Source organism: Nocardia sp. NPDC001965 (assembly GCF_053594175.1).
Window position 1 is genome coordinate 1 of sequence record NZ_JBSFDZ010000021.1, and the last position, 16,989, is coordinate 16,989.

Sequence of the window (16,989 nt, forward strand, 5' to 3'; positions counted from 1 at the left end):
GGTCACCACCAACTCTGGACCCGATCTCGGCCGCCCCGTCCTCGCCACCGCCGAATCCTACAATTAGCCAACGCATTTCAGGCGCAGAACACTAGCAGTAGCGCTTACGACGGTGCGGTCCGGTGGTGATCGGCTCGATGAACTTCACGTCGATCTGCACGTGATGGCCCGGCCGCTGCTTCTCGTAGCATTTCCACCGCCGCTTGTGACGTTTATAGCGTTGCGAAGCCGGCAGCCTGTTCATTGCCAGCCGCTTCAAGATCCGCCACACCGCGGACTGGCTGATCGAGACATCGCGGTAGCGCTGGAGATACATCGAGATCTCGAGCGGCCCGAAGTGGTTGTGCTGCCTCAGATGGATGATTTTGCCGACCACTTCGGGCCGGTCACATTCGGGCAGTGCAGCGGCGCGCTGGAACGGTCCTTCAGCCCCTCGAGGCCCTCGTCCTCAAATCGGCGTTTCCATCGATAGAAGACGTTGCGGCTGATGCCGTAGTAGCGGCACGTCGCGGCGACGTTGCCGCTGACCTCCTCGGCATGTCGTAGAACAGCCAGGCGCCGACTCACGCGCCTGATCAAATCCTCCTCACTCCAAACACGTTCGGACATGAGGACTCCTATTCACATTAGGAGCCCGAACTGTCAACAACCATTGTCAGTTTTAGATGACATTGCATTGGCGGAACCGGTTGGGCCCGATACAGATCGCTAGCCGACTCGCGATGTCGGCCTCGACCGTGCACGCAGTACCGGTGCGATGCCAAATCAACCGGTCGTCGTGCATCAACGTGTCACCGGTGTACCCCGGCTCGACGACGAATATGCCCACCCCGGCCTGATGATCCACGTCGATGTCACCAAGTTCGCCAACATCCTCGGCGGCGGCACCCGTTATCCGCTGCAGCCAGGGCAAAATGAACGCTGGCGCGCCCGCGCCCCTAATAGGTGAACGCGGCGCCGGCAACCGACCCGTCATCGGCACGGCCTACGTCCACATCGTCATCGACAACTACTCCCCGGCGAGAAAATCTGCGACTATCGCGTTAAAGGCGGACGGCGCCTCCAAACTCGGGGTGTGGCCGGCGTGGTCGATAGCGGCAAAGCGGCTATGCGGAATAACACTTGCGAGTTCCACCCCAAGAACACCCCGGTCAAAGACATCTTCAGCGCCCACGACAACAAGCGCTGGAACCATCAGTGCGCGAGCAGTATCTGTATAATCGCGACGAAATGCTCGACCACGCAATGCAGCAGCCGCGGCACCCGGATCAGCGCCGGTCATCATCTCGATTGCGCGGGCCGCGATCGTCGGACGCAACCGCGCAGTCCGGTCGCTGAGAACCTGCGGCAGGAATTCCTGAGCATACCGCTCTAGACCCTCCCGATCCAGCCGGTCTGCCAATGCCAGACGCCGGAGGCGCACCTCCGTGTCGTCAAGACCGGCAAAAGTGTCCGACAGGACCAGCGCGCCGACCTGCGTTGGGTAGGCTGCGACGAAATCCAGTACTACCTGTCCTCCCATCGAGTAGCCCACGAGAACTGCTTTATCAATACGCAGCACTGCCAGCACAGCTGCGATCGCTTCAGTGTGTGCGGACATTGGGATGATCGGCCCAACGATACCGGCGCTCTTGCCAAAACCGACTAAATCCACGCAGATCACCCGGAACCCCAGTTCCGCGAAATGATCGATTTGCGGTGCCCACATACTCTTGTCGAACAGAAAGCCATGGATCATTACAATCGCGGGGCCCGACCCGCTATCGGTATAACCCACAGGACCACGCGGAGTGTCAAGGACAGCCACTATCGACCCAATCAGATCTTGGACGGATGCGCGGCAAGTGGAGTTACCTGGATATCCATATACTCAAACAACGGCAGCGCCGAGAGCAGTTGGTGAAGTTCATCGTGCGATTCGACATCGAAGATCGAAAAGTTGGAGTACTCACCCACGATGCGCCACAGGTGTGACCATTTACCCGCTCGCTGCAACTTCTGGCTATAATCTTTCTCACGAGCGACGATTTCAGAACGTCGTTCGGGAGACAGATGGCTTGGGATGTGCACATCCATCCGGACGTGGTACAGCATGGGTGAATCTCCTTCTTGCCTTATGGATTTCAGACAGCGACCGGGTCCAGTACGAAGCCGTAGGTCACAGACTGCGCGCGGCCGTCTTCGTCGGTCTGTGGATCCAGCACCAACTCCGGCTTCACCGCGGAGGCGATATCGTCTTCGTTGTGCTCGTCACCAGGGAAATACAGCTGCGCGGTCAGCAACTCATGACCAGGCGCCGAGACCTTTACGTGCAAATGGGCTGGGCGCCAAGCGTGCCACCCTGCCGCATCGATCAAGCGGCCACACGCGCCGTCGGTAGGAATCTTGTAAGGCGCCGGTCGTACGGTGTGGATCTCGAATCGACCCTCAGCATCGGCAGTGAACGAACCGCGCAGGTTCCATTCGGGAATCCCCGGCGCGAACTGCGAATACAGACCATCGTCATCAGCCTGCCAAAGCTCGACGGTTGCACCGGCTAGTGCGACACCGTCGACAGATGTGACCGTTCCGCTCCATACTAGAGGAACACCCGGTTCATCATCGCGCATGGGAACCCATCCCGCGGAACCTATTTCGGGCGCACCGGGCACATAGTAGGGGCCCTCGATGGTGCCCTTATTCCCACGTCGGCGTTCCGTGGCAACCTGCTCGACGACATGCTCCACCCAGACGTCGAGAAACAACGGCCATTCGCCAGTCTCGCCGACGTCGATCAGCCACGCCTTGACAGCGTTATACTCACCGTAGGTCACCGAATGCTTGCGAATGGTAGCGTGGACTGCATCGATAACTTCGCGGGCGAGCAGGCTGACTCGCTCCTTCGGGGTGTCGACGACAACAGGCTTGTCGGACTTGAATCGGTCGGTAGCGTTCGCCCCGGATCCCGCCGCCGTCGGTGCCGGAATAATACTGGTCATAACAAACTCCTTTTTGCAGGGACTGTGTGGTATTCGGTCAGATGTCGCACCGAAAATGCGCGAGCTTGTCCAGGTCGAGATCCACACCCAGACCGGCGCCGGGACGAACAACTAGTTCGCCCCCTTGAATATTGAGCGGTTCAGTGAGCAAGTCGTCGGTCATGTCGAGAAAATTCGACAATTCACCAGCGCGCCGTGACGTCCTCTCGTAGGCAGCACCGAACGCGACCGTGCACGTGGAGCCCAGTTGGCCGTCGATCTGATTGCCCATGATGACCTCCACTCCGAGACCCTCGGTGTGATGATGGACCCGCTGCGAGCCGGTGAATCCAGTACGCGCTGTTTTGATGCTCACCGCAGTGGCGGCGCCAGCAAGTATCTCGCGCGTGATATCGGCCGCAGTTGGCACTGATTCGTCGGCGATGAAAGGCACGTCCAACCGCGACACCAGCCAGCGACGACCCAGAACATCATCGGCAGGGCATAACTCCTCGGCAAAGGTCAGTCCGAAGCTCGCCAGCTGTCGCATCGCGGCTAATGACTCTGTTGCCGTCCATCCACGATTACCATCGATATAGAGGTCGATTTCAGGGCCTAGATGCGTGCGCAGCGCTTCCACGACAGCCACGTCGAGGTCGATCGGCCGACGGCCGACCTTTACCTTGAACGTGTTGATGCCGTACAGATCTCGCATCTTCTCGGCTTCGGCAACCATGACCGCGGGGGCGTCGAACCCTAGCATGTGCGATACTCGCAAACGATCGGTGTAGCCGCCGAGCAGATCGGTCACGCTAACGTCAAGCGTGCGACCCAATGCATCCCAGATCGCCATGTCAATTGCAGCTTTTGCGACTGGATTTCCGACTGTTCGAGCCATGCGGCTATGCACTATCTCGCGCTGGAACAGGCTCAACCCCACCACTTGGGGGGCAAATATCTTACGGATAACCGCGGTCACGCTGTCCTGAGTCTCTCCGTAAGTGAACGGACGCGGCGGCGCCTCGGCGATCCCAACCACGCCTTCGTCGGTGCGCACTCGCACCAGCACATGCTCAGCTACGTGCACCTCGCCGGATGCGAATCTCAGCGGCTTGCGGTACGGGATAGCGAAGGGAATTGCCTCCACATCAACAATTTTCATATTCAATCCTCTGCGCGTGCGGGGGCTGGCCTCGGCAGTGCGGTACGGCCCTCAGTCAATGTTTCGACCACTGAACGGACGAGTGCGGACTCACTGTCGCGTCGCCACGCCAAGCCAAGTTCGACAGTTTCTGCGTCGACCAGGTCGCGGAAAACCACTCCAGGTAGCGAAAGTGCCCGTGCGGAGGAGGGGACCACTGCTATTCCGAGCCCGCCGGCCACGAGGGCGAGCAGCACGCCTGTCCCCGTTGCCACGAGTTCACGGTTCGGACTGAACCCTGCGTTCCGGCAGCTGCGCAATACTGCGCTGTTGACCACAGAGTCGGAGCCCGCGTAGCTGATGAAGCTTTCGCTGCGCAGATCCGCCATCGCAATCCGGGACTCCAGGGCAAGACGATGCTCGCTGTCCACGGCCAGCACCAAGGGTTCCACATCCAAGATGTGTACAGCGATACCCTCACCGCGAACCGGCGGCCGCAGCACCCCCAATTCGAGGCCGCCGGTCCGCAGTCGATCACATTGTTGTACCGTCAACAGATCCGAATGCACTTCGAGCGCGATTTCCGGAAGGTGTGTGCGTAGGGTGCGCGCAATTCTGGGCAGGTGCGACAGTATGGCAGTGCCGGTAAAGCCGATTCGGACCTGACCGAGCCGCCCCTCGGCGATACGCCGTACTCCGCGCACACTGTCGTTCACGGCGGCAAGGACCCGTAGCGCCTCACCGAGCAAAAATTCGCCTGCCGGAGTGAGCGCGACCTGGCGCGTTGTGCGCACGAACAACGGAGCTCCCAGCTCAGCTTCCATCGCTCGGATCGCTTGGGACAGCGCGGGCTGAGCAATATGTAACTGCTCGGCCGCGCGACCGAAATGACAGGTTTCTGCAACGGTCACGAAGTAGCGCAGGTGCCTCAACTCCATTGATGACCTCCATCCTTCCTGCTGCTACCGCGCCCGTGCATCAGCTACGGTAAGCACCAGGATTAAGTCGAGACAAATACTCATTTTTCACTCATTAATATGTACAGTCAATGAATCCCACCCTGGGTGATCACTGGCCATTCGCCTAGGGTGATCGGAGTCACAGTATGCGACGATCGTGACCAGTGTCGTGACGAGCAGAGCGCTCGTCACGAGCTTGAAACTCGTTCGAGGCTGCTGGAGGACGCCATGACCCCTACATTCGACCGTCTGTCGCAGGTGCTCGCTGATGCGATCATCGACGACCGCGAGGCCGCGGCCTTCCGGGCGAACCGCCGCATCTTCACTGACGAGGAGATCTTCGAACTCGAGATGAAGCATATCTTCGAGGGCAACTGGATCTACCTCGCACACGAGAGTCAGATCCCCGAACCGGGCGACTACTTCACCACCTACATCGGCCGGCAACCGGTGGTGATAACCCGTGGTCGCGATGGCGAATTGCGCTGCCTGATCAACGCTTGTGCTCACCGGGGCGCAATGATCTGCCGCCGCAAGACCGACAATCGTCTGACCTTCACATGCCCGTTTCATGGCTGGACATTTCGCAATGACGGTACGTTGCTGAAGGTCAAGGATCCGGAAGGCGCAGGTTACCCCGAGTCCTTCAACCGCAACGGATCGCACGACATGACCCGAGTCGTGCGATTCGACAACTATCGAGGGTTCTTGTTCGGCAGCCTGAACCCCGACGTTATGGACCTCCGCGATCATCTGGGCGGCACCGTAACCGTTATCGATATGCTCGTCGATCAATCTCCCGACGGACTCGAGGTGCTGCGCGGCTCGTCGTCATATACCTACGATGGCAACTGGAAAGTTCAAGCAGAGAACGGCGCCGATGGCTACCACGTGACCGCAACACACTGGAACTACGCAGCCACCACATCACGTCGCAACACCGGTGCATCGCAAAATGAGACAAAGACCGTCGACGCCGGCAAGTGGGGCAAATCCGGTGGTGGCTACTGGTCGTTCCCGCACGGTCACCTGTGCCTGTGGACCTGGTGCGCCAACCCTGAGGATCGCCCGCTATGGCCCCAGTTGGAACAGCTCAAGCACGAATTTGGCGATGCCCGTGGAGACTTCATGGTCAAGGGCTCTCGGAACCTTCTGCTCTATCCGAATGTCTATCTGATGGACCAATTCAGCACACAGATCCGTCACTTCCGACCGATCGCACCAGACAAGACCGAAGTCACTATCTACTGCATTGCACCCAAGGGGGAGAGCCCCGAGGCGCGCGCGTGGCGCATCAGGCAGTACGAGGACTTCTTCAATGCCTCAGGTATGGCCACCCCCGACGACCTCGAGGAGTTTCGGTCCTGCCAACTCACCTTTCGCGCCACTGCCGCACCCTGGAATGACATGAGCCGTGGTGCTGATCACTGGCTATCCGGCCCCGATCCGGTAGCCGAATCGTTGGGAATGACCGGCGTGGTGTCAGCAGGTGTGAAAAATGAGGACGAAGGCCTTTATACCGTTCATCACGGATACTGGCTCGAAACCATGCGTGCTGCACTCGCCCATGAGCAAACAAACCAGAGCGATACCCCGCGCATTACTGCCGAGGCCTGAGGAGATTACCATGTCTGCCATCGCAGATAATGTCGCCAGCACTGCAAAAATCGCCCACAATGACATTGAACAGTTCCTCTACCGCGAGGCGCGCTACCTCGATGACCGCGAATTCGAAAATTGGCTCGAGTGTTACGCAGACGATGTCGTCTACTGGATGCCTTCATGGGGCGACGATGACTTGCTCACCGAGAACCCGCAGACCGATATCTCACTGATCTACTACCCCAATAAGGGCGGCCTCGAGGATCGAGTCTTCCGCATCCGGACCGAAAGATCCTCGGCCACCTCGCTTCCCGAACCACGGACCAGCCACAACATCACCAACGTGGAAGTCATCGATCGCCGAGGCGACCTAGTCGACGTCCGATTCAATTGGCACACAATGTACTTTCGGTACAAGGCAATCGACCCGTACTACGGGACCTCGTTTTACACGATCGACTTCTCCGGCCCGACGCCACTGATCCGTCGCAAGACGGTGGTGCTCAAGAACGACTACATCCACCACGTCGTCGACGTGTATCACTTCTGACAGCTCCGGGAGTAGACCATGACCTACCGCGTCGCGTTATCGTTCGAAGACGGGGTCACGCACTTCATCACCTGCGCGGCAGACCAGACCGTCGCAGATGCGTCCTACCGCCATCGCATCAACATCCCGCTGGACTGCCGTGACGGCGCGTGCGGTACCTGCAAGGCGCGTTGCGATTCCGGCGACTACGACGGCGGCAACTATATCGATGATGCGCTGACTGCTGAAGAGGCGGCTGCCGGCTATGTGCTGCCGTGCAGTATGCGGCCGAGATCGGATCTGGTGGTGCAGATAGCGAGCACGTCCACAGCTGCTAAAGCTCAGGCAACAAGTTTTTCGGGCACGATCACGTCATTGGACCACTTGTCCCCGACCACGGTTAGACTGGCCGTCGAGATCACAGACCGTGACAAATTGGCCTACCTACCCGGGCAATACGTGAACATCGCTGTACCCGGCACCGAGCACAGCCGGTCCTACTCGTTCAGTAATGCTCTCGCCGACAAGGTGCTTACCTTTCTGATCAAGATCACTCCCGGTGGCGCAATGTCGAGCTACCTCGAAGAGCGCGCCGAAGTAGGCGACAAGCTGAGTTTCACCGGGCCCAACGGCAGCTTCTTTCTGCGCGAATCCGAGCAGCCGGTACTGCTTCTTGCCGGAGGTACCGGACTCGCGCCGATGCTGGCGATTTTGCGTTCGTTGCGTGACGCGGGCTCCCCCCGGCTCGCGCACTTGGTCTACGGGGTAAGCAGTGACGACGACCTGGCGGAATTGGACACGCTGCGCGACCTGAGCGAAGATCTGGGAACATTTACGTGGGAGTATTGTGTTTCCGACCCGGATAGCACAGCGCCGAACAAGGGTTACGTCACCACGCTGATCCGCGAGAAACACCTCTACGACGGGGATGTGGCGGTGTATCTCTGTGGGCCGCCGCCCATGGTGGACGCAGTGCGCACCCACTTTACGGAACGTGGCGTCAGTCCCACTGGGTTCTATTACGAGAAGTTTGCGCCGTCGGGGATCGCCGCCTCGGACTTGGCAAGCCATGTTTCGCCAGTCGGTGAACTGGCAGCGCGCTCATCGGTACTCGACCACGAGGTGCTAAAGCAAGCCGTGCCCATCGCTGCCCTTCCGGTAACAAAGTCGCATATCGAGCCGGTTGCCCCGGAAGGTGGTGTGTTTAGCAAAGATTCAACAGAACATGGTCGCCCCTCGACCGAGACACTGATTGGCGTCGGCCGCGATCTGGCAGGACAGCACATCTTCACTGCCGCGCCACTCAATCCACTACGAGTGGGTCGAAATTCTGAGCACGCAACGACGCAGTCTGCGCCGGGCTGGACAGCGCGGCCTTCAGCGCCCGACGCGAAGATTCGGATGATTGCGGGACAAAGGATCTGGCCCGAGAACGGCAGTAGATCACAAGCGATCGACCGTGGCGATCCGCTGCTCCCTGCAGGGTCAGCCCGAGCAATCGTGGGGCAGCAGATTCTTCCGCCAATTCCACCTGAACTCGTACCCACAATCACAAGCCTGGCGAATGAGACTGATAGCTCTCACACCAGAGGCTATGAGATCGGCGAGGAACATCCACCGATCAACCAATCCGACGCGGTGTTCGAGGCCCGCGAAGCCCTCGAACTCGGTGCTCTCGATATCACCATAGGTCGGTTGAATTCTCAACAGCTGGCCGGCTACCGGTTGCTGGCAGAATCTACACTGCGCTACGTAAACGGAGACCGTTTCACTGATGCTGCGGCATACACCGAAGCCAACGCCGCGTTCCACGATTACCTGTTCACATTGACCGGGAACACGCATCTACTCGAGGCTTATCGCGCGCTTGGCGTCCGGGCGCAAATGGAGGAAACCCTACGCAACGCGACCTGGTGCCACCCGCGATGCGCAAGGGACCATATCGATATCGTGGCCGCCTTCGAGGCGGGCGACCGTCAGGCGGCACGCCGACTAATCAGCGATCACGCCGAACGATCCAAACAAACCATGCGCCGCGCAATGGTGACCCCCGATGCGGCGAAGCGGCTCAAGTTCCTCAGCCCTGGGCGCTTCGACAACAAGGTCGTTGTGGTGACCGGCGCCGCTCAGGGTATTGGCGAGTTCGTGGCCCGTCGCATCGCCTCCGAAGGCGGCTCTCTGCTTTTGGTCGATCGATCCGAACTCGTCAACGAGGTCGCTGCCGATCTAACAGCCCAAGGCAGAAAGACCTTCGCAATCACAGCTGATCTTGAAAGCTGGGAGGGGGCTGAGCGTCTATCAGAATCAGCATTAGCCCATTACGGCAGGATCGATGTGCTGATAAACAACGTCGGCGGTGCTATCCAGTTCAAGCCGTTCACTGAGTTTTCTGCCGAAGAGATCCAAGCTGAGATCACTCGGTCGCTGATGACTACGCTACTGGCCTGCCGGGCCACACTGCCGACGATGGTCGAGCGTGGGCAAGGGGTTGTGGTCAATGTCTCGTCGGTAGCTACACGCGGCATTCTTCGGATCCCCTACTCGGCAGCGAAAGGCGGAATCAATGCTTTAACAGCATCTTTGGCAATGGAGTACGCAAATTCGGGAATTCGAGTCGTTGCGACCGCGCCCGGAGGCACCGAGGCACCGCCCAGACGCATACCCCGCGGGGGAACAGCTCCCCGGACCGATCGAGAGCGCCAATGGTTCTCAGCACACGTGGATCAGACATTGGACTCAGCCCTTCTCCACCGCTACGGCACCCTCGACGAGCAGGCCGCGGCGATCGCCTTTCTCGCCTCGGACGAAGCTTCTTACATCACCGGGACTGTGTTGCCGGTAGGCGGCGGTGACTTGGGTTGAAGGCGCGCACGACGCTGGGCGCCAGCGCTCGGAGATCGCAAGGCGGGTACAAATATGCAGGTGGGCCACAGCTGAGAGTACGGTAGCGGCATGGCACCCTCTGATACGGTGCACGCGCACCCGGTCGCTCTGAGCACCCTCGTCTCCAGGCTACACGGGGTACCCACGCCACAAGCCGGGCTTGTGGTGATCCGAAGTCGACACGGCATGGGCCGAACGACTCTCTTGCGAGAAATCGCGCGTGGCTACGGCGGTCCAGTATGGTGGGCGACCGCTGCCGAATGGGAGGCAGACACACCGCTAGCCGTTCTGGATCAGCTACTCCGGACCGCCGAAATCAACAACGATCTGGCTGAGGCGCCGTCCAGCGAAGCTACTGAAATGTTCGGCTGGCCTCTTTCCGAGTCAGATTCCGATCTCCAACCGAACGTGGAGCTTCGAACTCCGGCGACGCGACTCCTGCAACTCGCGGAGGGGTCCGCGCAAACAGTCCTCATCGTAATAGACGACGCTCACTGGGCAGACCGGCCGTCGCTTCAATCTCTTTCCACACTAATTCGGCATCATCCCAGTCTTCCTTTTCTGGCGATAGCATCAACCGCGACAGGAGACTCGACTGTAGATCCGGTCACAACACGCTTGCTGCAGCAAATCTGGACAGAGGAGATGGAGCTTCTGCCTCTCGACGCCGCCCATACGGAGAAGTTCGCAGCGGCGCGCGGAATCGAGCTCACCCCGGCGACAGCCGAGCGGCTTTCTCGACACACCGGAGGGGTGGTTCGATACATCGCTCAACTACTCACCGAGGTCGACCCGCAGGTGTGGCATCGATTCGATCCGGACCTGCCCGCACCGGTCGAGGTCGCGGCGCATGTTCGCCGGGTTCTAGATGCTAGCGACAGCTCGGTCCGGGCGTTGGTGCAGGCGATATGTGTCCTTGGCGGCGACACCACAGTCCAGGATGCCGCGCTGCTCGCCGGTCTGGACAGAGATCCGCTCGGCCCCCTCGACCAGGCGCTCTCGAGCGGCTTAATCGTCTTCGGCACACACAGCCCGACCGATATCGCCCCAGCCGACTCGATGGTTCGCTCCGCCGTGCTCGACGCGATGGGCACCGTGTCTGCAACCGTGGCTCGCCGTCGCGCCGCCGAACTGATCGACGATCCTCAGCGCAGGCTGGAACTGCTTGTCGCAGCTACTGCCGTCCCCGATCCCGAACTTGCAGATCGACTGGACGCTTTGGCAACCGAACGCGCCGCAGTCGGCGCGTGGGGCGCGGCGGCGGGGTTGCTACGTGCAGCAGGGAGGCTCACCGAGGACCGTCTGCGCCGCGAAAGTCGACTCACCCGCGCAGTCGATGCGCTGATCGGATCGGGTGATGTTTTCGCTGCCTCGGCGTTGGTTCCCGAAATGGAGAGTCTGCGCGAGACGCCTCTGCGCAACGCAGCCCTCGGCTACCTCGCCATCCTGCGTGGTCGACCGGCACAGGCCGAGACGCGGCTTTCGCGCGCATGGGAGCTGGTCAGCCCAGATCACGATCCGGACACCGCGGCATTGATCTGTCAGCGCCATGTACTGCACGCACTGTGCCGATGCCGCCCGCGATTACTGGTCGACTGGGCGGACCGCGCCATTGCCCTTGTCGGCGCAGATACCCCCGCTGGAGTCGAGGCAGCCGCAATTCGTGGGCTCGGTTTGGCCTACGGCCGCATGGATGAAGCCCGCCGCGCCTACGAGAACCTCACCGATCGAGTCCGTCACGGAGCGCAGGTCCAACGTATCGCCGTGGGTCGCGGCTGGCTGCATCTAATTGCCGATGAGCTCGACGAGGCACGCGCCGACCTCGAAAGTTCCGTACCCACGACCTATCTCGGTGGCTCCACTCGCATCTCTTTGTGGGCACGAGCCTGGCTGGCGCGGGCGCAATTCCTAGGGGGCGACTGGGACGATGCTCTGCGCACCGTCCGTGACGCGACGCCGCTGCTAGATCACAGCGGTATTGTGCTCTCTGGTCCGCTGCTGCACTGGACCGCTGCAGCTGTACACTCCATGCGCGGCGACTGGGACGCGGCCGAGGAGGCAGTGCGCCACGCTGATGCGGGCCCGCAAGACTACGAGATTATGCGGGTCCCTTCGGCTCTCGCTCGGGCTCATAGCTGCGAAGCGCGCGCCAACAGCGCTGGGGTGCTGCGGGCACTGCGTCCACTCACCCGGTCATGGGCGTGGGAGGGGATCGAGGATCCGGGTCAGTGGCCCTGGGCGGACATGTATGCCCACGCGCTGATCGCCGAGGGCTATTTCGACGAAGCGGAAAAGTTCCTCGAACATCATCTCCGGCGAGCGGATGAATTGGGCCGGATAGGCGCGAGAGCTCGGCTGAGCGCGGCGCGTGGCCATCTGTCGGGCGCCCTCGGCAATCTCGACGCGGCTCGTGAGGCTTTCGACGAGGCGCTGGATTTGCTAGAACGGAGCCCGTTGCGGTACGACCGGGCGCGCATCGGCTTCGTCTACGGCCAGATCCTACGGCGCGCCGGCAAACGCCGGGACGCCGATGCTGAGATTACAGCCGCTAGAGATATCTTCGTCGCGATGGGCGCTCATGCGTACGTGGTTCGGTGCGATCGCGAACGCAAGGCTGGTGGAGTTCGAGTTCCCCGAAGTGGACGGGGCGCGGATTCTCTCACCCCGCAGGAAGAAACTGTGGCTCAATTGGTCGCACGTGGGCTGTCAAATCGGGAGGTAGGCGCCGAGCTATTCATAGCCGACAAGACAGTTCAATACCACCTGACGAGGATCTACACCAAGCTCGGTGTCCGTTCCAGGACCGAGTTGGCCGCTCGTTTCGGTCCCCCGTAACCCTTACACTGATCGCGAGCCCTCCCGAATAGTTGGACCACCAACGGTTCAGGGCGTGAGTGTTAGAGATCTCGGCGTCCGCTAGCCTGTCGGTAATCTAACGACAAACGCGACAGACAACGAGCAGGCCAGTCCTGGACGGTCACCGATGCGCACCCATCGCGGATCCCATTAATCTATATATAGGCCTCTGAGGCCGCGACCACCATCGGGCAGCCATTGCTTCAGCTGCGGCAGAATGATCTAGCTTTCCGCACCTGAAATATATTGGATAAATCGGGCGAGGGAGCCGAGGACTTCTCGGCGGCCGCGGCGTGCAGACCGCGTTCTGGAGTCGTCGATCGATCGTGCCCGCCGAACTCGATGTCCACATGGCCGGCGACAACCTCGCCACCTATAAAAATCTCGACCGACTCGTGCACGCTTAACATGCCGCATTCACGGGCACCCTAAGGGCCAACGCAGAATCCCGCTCGTCGACCGCGATAATTGAGCGCAGCGCCGGGAGCTGGTGCGGGGTGCGCGGGCCGGCGACGTTACGCCAAACGAACGGTCGGGGGCTTTCGTTCCAGTGCTCGACTCGGGTAGAAATATGCGATGCCCACGATATAAATGCTATCTCCTATCGCATACCGGAACGGCCAAGTTTCAAGCATTCCAATGTCCATCATTGAGGAATTCGCAGGGCCCGAATCCTGTTATAGAGAGTGGTTCGACTGATACCGAGCTGCTCAGCCGCGCGTAGTTTATTACCGTCGCATGCTTGAAGGACTCTTACGATCGCATTATATTCAACTCTTTGTAGAATGGTACCAGTATGCCGCCCTCCAGGCCGGTATCGCTCAGGAAGATCGTTTGGAGTGATACATCCCGCCGACCGACTCTCAAGGGTTACTCGCACAACCGAGCGAAGTTCGGTCAAGTTTCCAGGCCATGGTTGCATGGCAAGCGCCGCAAGGGCTGCAGGTGTGAAAATCACACGATCGCCGGCGCCCAGATCATTGACCATTTCACTAATCAGGCGCGGCAGTTCGTGAGCGCGATCAGATAAATCAGCAAGCTCGACATGGCTCTCGCATATGGCCACAAGAGCTGCCGACGCCCCGGTGAGCTGACTAGCCGGGCATCCAGTAAGTACTACACAGTTCCTAGCAGGTCGCAGCATACGACGCAATCGATCTACGTGCGATTCACTCATAAGATGTATATTCTCTGCGACAAGAACGATCGAACGATCGGCAGAAAGGTTGTCAGACAAAGCCCGCCAATCAAATTCCGCCATCTCGGCGCCGTCCAGCGTAACGATTGAACGAGCGCCGGCTAAATGGAATGCGGTTGTCGTTCGACCAGTTCCCGATGATCCGCTGACATAGACAGGCTGTCCCTCCACCAGCATCGTCGTCTCTGATTTCAATCGACTCGCCTGCCCTGAGCTATCGACCTGTGGTCGTGGCTCCAATTCAGCCAGCACTGCATCGACACCGGGCTCTACAACTCGGAACCGCGCGACGACCGATTGCCCGGATGCCAAGGCGATCGTCTCGATGCGCTCGGCGATACGCTTACCAGGGCGAGACGTCATCTCGACAGCCATCTCACTCACGCGGGCATGGTCGGCAGGGGTAAGCAGCTCTGTCGCTGCCCGGTTCGCGAGTATCAAGTCGGCCGCCACACCGATAAGCGCCCGCTTACTGCCGCTGGCTGCTACCTGAAACTCGGAAAGCAGGCGCCGCTCAGAATAGCGCCCGATTTCCAACAGATTAAGCTCGATCTCCCGAACAGCTTGCGCCACAATTGGCTTCAGCAACTGTGTGGAATCCTTCGACAGACATGTTATGTCGAGGACTCCCTGCAGACGGCGCGTGGCTGGATGGAGAATCGGGTGGCCATAACAACTAAATGCCTTAAATGGCTCCAAGTAGTGCTCTTCCCCGTGTACGACAACACCATGGCGCAGCTCATATGCAGTAGCGATCGCATTCGTTCCGGTTGTTTCCTCTAGAAAAATTCCTCCCACAACAGCGCCCACACCCTCTAGCCGATTCTGAAGAGCAGGCGAACCGATCGGATGCGCAGCAATGCGCGAATCACGGTCAGAAATTAGTACGCAGCACGGTGCGTCGGAGAGCTGATCGGAAAGCCGGTTCAGTACTGGAGACGCAGCAGTCAGCAGGCGCGTCCTTCGGGGCACAGCATCGTGTCCGATCTGGATACTGGCATTATCGGGTTCCAGGCCGCTAAGCCGTGAACGATGCCAGGACAGAGCGATCTCCGGGCGCAACTGCTCGCCAACACCGGTGCGCAAGGCTACTTTTTCAGAGCACATGGGATGTCCAAATCACGTATTGGTGATGGGTACCTAAACGGTGCGTACACGCGGGCAATCGCACCAGTCCCACGCGGTGTTCGGAAGCAGTGATCCGGTTCGGAGATCCCTTTCCGGAGCCCTGTTGACCAAACGATGTCGGAGTTGACTGTGCGACTTGAAACAGCGGAGAAGTCAGTGCTGCCAGCCCGCTCTGACATCTCCGTCTGTGCCACGGCGTAGACTACTCGCTTCCAATCTCAGCCGGTCGCGCTGGCTCACCGGACGACTGGACTGCGTCGGCCGACGTACTGATTTCGTATGGACATCCGCCGGTCACCGACGAAGCTGCGCCACCTCTCGCCGCGGCCGCATCCCGAAGCTTCCTACTCCTGTCCATCTTTCGACGATCAAGATACGTTTCCGTCGGATCGGGTAGGATTTTCTCGCCCATCAAATACATTCCTGCCGTAATGAGCCTGAAGAAACGGATGGCTACACGATTGGGCATGTCGAGCCCAAATGCGTTGACCAGATGATCTGGCAGCAGGCTCAATCCCCACGCACGACCGAAGCCGTGCAGCGGCTTGGGGAAATTCTTGTCCGCAAATTGTTCGATAATCACCTCGGTACACGTCTTCCCGAGCTCGTGAGAAGGAACCTCCTGTGACTCGAATTGGTCCATGAAAGCCATGATGTCATCGAAGGTTTCCGGAAATCCGCTTACAGATTTGCCCGTGCCGATAACCTCGAAGTGCGCACAGATTTGGTTCCAGAATTTCTGCGACGCAGCTCTTTCTTTTTCTGTGAAACCAGGAAGTCCTACCCGGCGCATCAACCTATGAACGCCCGCGGCCTCATAACACAGCGTGTAAAGATAGGTTTTGTTCAGCTCGAAACCCTCGGGGTGCGTCTTCGCAACATGCGCGTGCAACCTGTTCACACCTTCGATGCTCTTAATTGTCAACTCGTGATTAGCCCCGTTCTGCCACCATATGTGCATCTTCCGCATCGTATCGTCAGCACGCTTATCTGGGTCGTTGAGTATCTTTCCGGCACCACTGGAATAGACCGACCTTGCCACAGATTCGAAAAGAAAAAAATGAGGGAAGGTTACAGTGTAGTGGAGATTATTGATGAAATCGTTCGACCGATACGAGGTCATGAGCTTCCAGATTTCATCATAGTCCACTTCAGGATCGAGCCCTGAAATACGATCCGCTATCCATTTACGCGGCATTTTATTACCCTACTTTCGGTAGTCACCGTCTCAAGTGATAAGAATTAATTTTGTCAACAATCCAAAATCAATGGATGACGATCCTCTCCTCTTACAGGAAGCCGGGGCACGCCTCGAAGTCGATTCGAGCATTGCCCTTACTCATAGGCTCCAGTAACTCGATCCGCGGCGATGGAAGCAGGGCTCAAAATGGGTTTCGGGCCACCATCGAAAACGCCCAAATACTTGCCAAAGCCAGGCAATATCGCACAAACCTCAGCATGCGTTTCATCGACTGAAAGCCTGCTCTACTGCAGGAAGGCGACGCGCAATCTTGACCCAACAGGGTTCAGAGAGCTTCTGAGAACAGGCAGCGGACCTGTTCAGTGCGTCCGACCAATCCATTATTGATCGACAGCCTGAGAGAACTTCTCGGAACTGCAAATTTGTGATGCATCATCGCACCCTCCAAGGAACACATCGTGTGACGCAACCGGCATGCTGTGTCCTAGATAACATCGCAGACATCGATCGTCCTGGTCACTAGTGCAGGAGCCGA

At 59.2% G+C, this 16,989-nt stretch carries 14 protein-coding genes and 1 pseudogene; 6 read left to right on the forward strand and 9 right to left on the reverse strand.

Annotated features, from left to right (window positions below; all coding sequences use genetic code 11):
- Window positions 1–91: 91 nt before the first annotated feature.
- Window positions 92–376, reverse strand: coding sequence for a hypothetical protein (locus tag ACWCPQ_RS24800; protein WP_449902897.1), 285 nt, complete (start codon window positions 374–376; stop codon window positions 92–94).
- On the reverse strand, window positions 352–609 hold the full coding sequence (locus ACWCPQ_RS24805; protein ID WP_449902899.1) for a helix-turn-helix domain-containing protein: 258 nt from the start codon (window positions 607–609) through the stop codon (window positions 352–354). The genes ACWCPQ_RS24800 and ACWCPQ_RS24805 overlap by 25 nt, the downstream gene beginning before the upstream one ends.
- A gap of 62 nt (window positions 610–671) precedes the next feature.
- On the opposite strand from ACWCPQ_RS24805, the pseudogene ACWCPQ_RS24810 reads away from it, so the two are divergent.
- Window positions 672–890, forward strand: a pseudogene (locus ACWCPQ_RS24810) (IS481 family transposase); the annotation flags it as partial.
- Between the two features lie 119 nt (window positions 891–1,009).
- Here the strand turns inward: ACWCPQ_RS24810 and ACWCPQ_RS24815 are convergent.
- The 5 genes from ACWCPQ_RS24815 to ACWCPQ_RS24835 are packed head-to-tail and all read right to left on the reverse strand — an operon-like array spanning window position 1,010 to window position 5,036.
- Complete coding sequence (locus ACWCPQ_RS24815; RefSeq protein WP_449902901.1) at window positions 1,010–1,777, reverse strand: alpha/beta fold hydrolase; 768 nt, start codon at window positions 1,775–1,777, stop codon at window positions 1,010–1,012.
- A 41-nt stretch (window positions 1,778–1,818) separates the two neighbouring features.
- On the reverse strand, window positions 1,819–2,094 hold the full coding sequence (gene catC, locus ACWCPQ_RS24820) for a muconolactone Delta-isomerase (protein WP_449902902.1): 276 nt from the start codon (window positions 2,092–2,094) through the stop codon (window positions 1,819–1,821).
- 29 nt (window positions 2,095–2,123) lie between these two features.
- Window positions 2,124–2,978 carry a catechol 1,2-dioxygenase gene (catA, locus tag ACWCPQ_RS24825; protein WP_449902904.1) on the reverse strand — a complete coding sequence of 285 codons (855 nt, stop codon included), beginning with the start codon at window positions 2,976–2,978 and terminating at the stop codon, window positions 2,124–2,126.
- Window positions 2,979–3,015: 37 nt separating this feature from the next.
- Window positions 3,016–4,119: a mandelate racemase/muconate lactonizing enzyme family protein gene (locus tag ACWCPQ_RS24830; RefSeq protein WP_449902905.1), complete on the reverse strand. Its 1,104-nt coding sequence runs from the start codon at window positions 4,117–4,119 to the stop codon at window positions 3,016–3,018.
- A 2-nt stretch (window positions 4,120–4,121) separates the two neighbouring features.
- Window positions 4,122–5,036, reverse strand: coding sequence for a LysR substrate-binding domain-containing protein (locus tag ACWCPQ_RS24835; RefSeq protein ID WP_449902908.1), 915 nt, complete (start codon window positions 5,034–5,036; stop codon window positions 4,122–4,124).
- 249 nt (window positions 5,037–5,285) lie between these two features.
- On the opposite strand from ACWCPQ_RS24835, the gene benA reads away from it, so the two are divergent.
- From benA to ACWCPQ_RS24855, 4 genes are all read left to right on the forward strand, one after another.
- A complete protein-coding gene (gene benA, locus ACWCPQ_RS24840; RefSeq protein ID WP_449902910.1) occupies window positions 5,286–6,674 on the forward strand; it encodes a benzoate 1,2-dioxygenase large subunit in 1,389 nt (462 codons plus the stop codon).
- Window positions 6,675–6,684: 10 nt separating this feature from the next.
- Window positions 6,685–7,209 (forward strand): benzoate 1,2-dioxygenase small subunit, encoded by a 525-nt coding sequence (benB, locus tag ACWCPQ_RS24845; RefSeq protein WP_449902912.1) that lies wholly within the window; start codon window positions 6,685–6,687, stop codon window positions 7,207–7,209.
- An 18-nt stretch (window positions 7,210–7,227) separates the two neighbouring features.
- On the forward strand, window positions 7,228–10,050 hold the full coding sequence (gene benC, locus ACWCPQ_RS24850) for a benzoate 1,2-dioxygenase electron transfer component BenC (protein WP_449902913.1): 2,823 nt from the start codon (window positions 7,228–7,230) through the stop codon (window positions 10,048–10,050).
- A 90-nt stretch (window positions 10,051–10,140) separates the two neighbouring features.
- On the forward strand, window positions 10,141–12,906 hold the full coding sequence (locus ACWCPQ_RS24855; protein WP_449902915.1) for a LuxR C-terminal-related transcriptional regulator: 2,766 nt from the start codon (window positions 10,141–10,143) through the stop codon (window positions 12,904–12,906).
- Between the two features lie 667 nt (window positions 12,907–13,573).
- Here ACWCPQ_RS24855 and ACWCPQ_RS24860 read toward each other — a convergent pair.
- Together ACWCPQ_RS24860 and ACWCPQ_RS24865 are read right to left on the reverse strand one after the other, a co-directional pair.
- Window positions 13,574–15,232, reverse strand: a complete 1,659-nt coding sequence (locus tag ACWCPQ_RS24860; RefSeq protein WP_449902917.1) for a sigma-54-dependent Fis family transcriptional regulator — start codon at window positions 15,230–15,232, stop codon at window positions 13,574–13,576.
- 223 nt (window positions 15,233–15,455) lie between these two features.
- Window positions 15,456–16,451: an oxygenase MpaB family protein gene (locus tag ACWCPQ_RS24865; protein WP_449902919.1), complete on the reverse strand. Its 996-nt coding sequence runs from the start codon at window positions 16,449–16,451 to the stop codon at window positions 15,456–15,458.
- A 74-nt stretch (window positions 16,452–16,525) separates the two neighbouring features.
- Here ACWCPQ_RS24865 and ACWCPQ_RS24870 point away from each other — a divergent pair, with 74 nt between their 5' ends.
- On the forward strand, window positions 16,526–16,729 hold the full coding sequence (locus ACWCPQ_RS24870) for a hypothetical protein (RefSeq protein WP_449902921.1): 204 nt from the start codon (window positions 16,526–16,528) through the stop codon (window positions 16,727–16,729).
- Window positions 16,730–16,989: the final 260 nt, after the last annotated feature.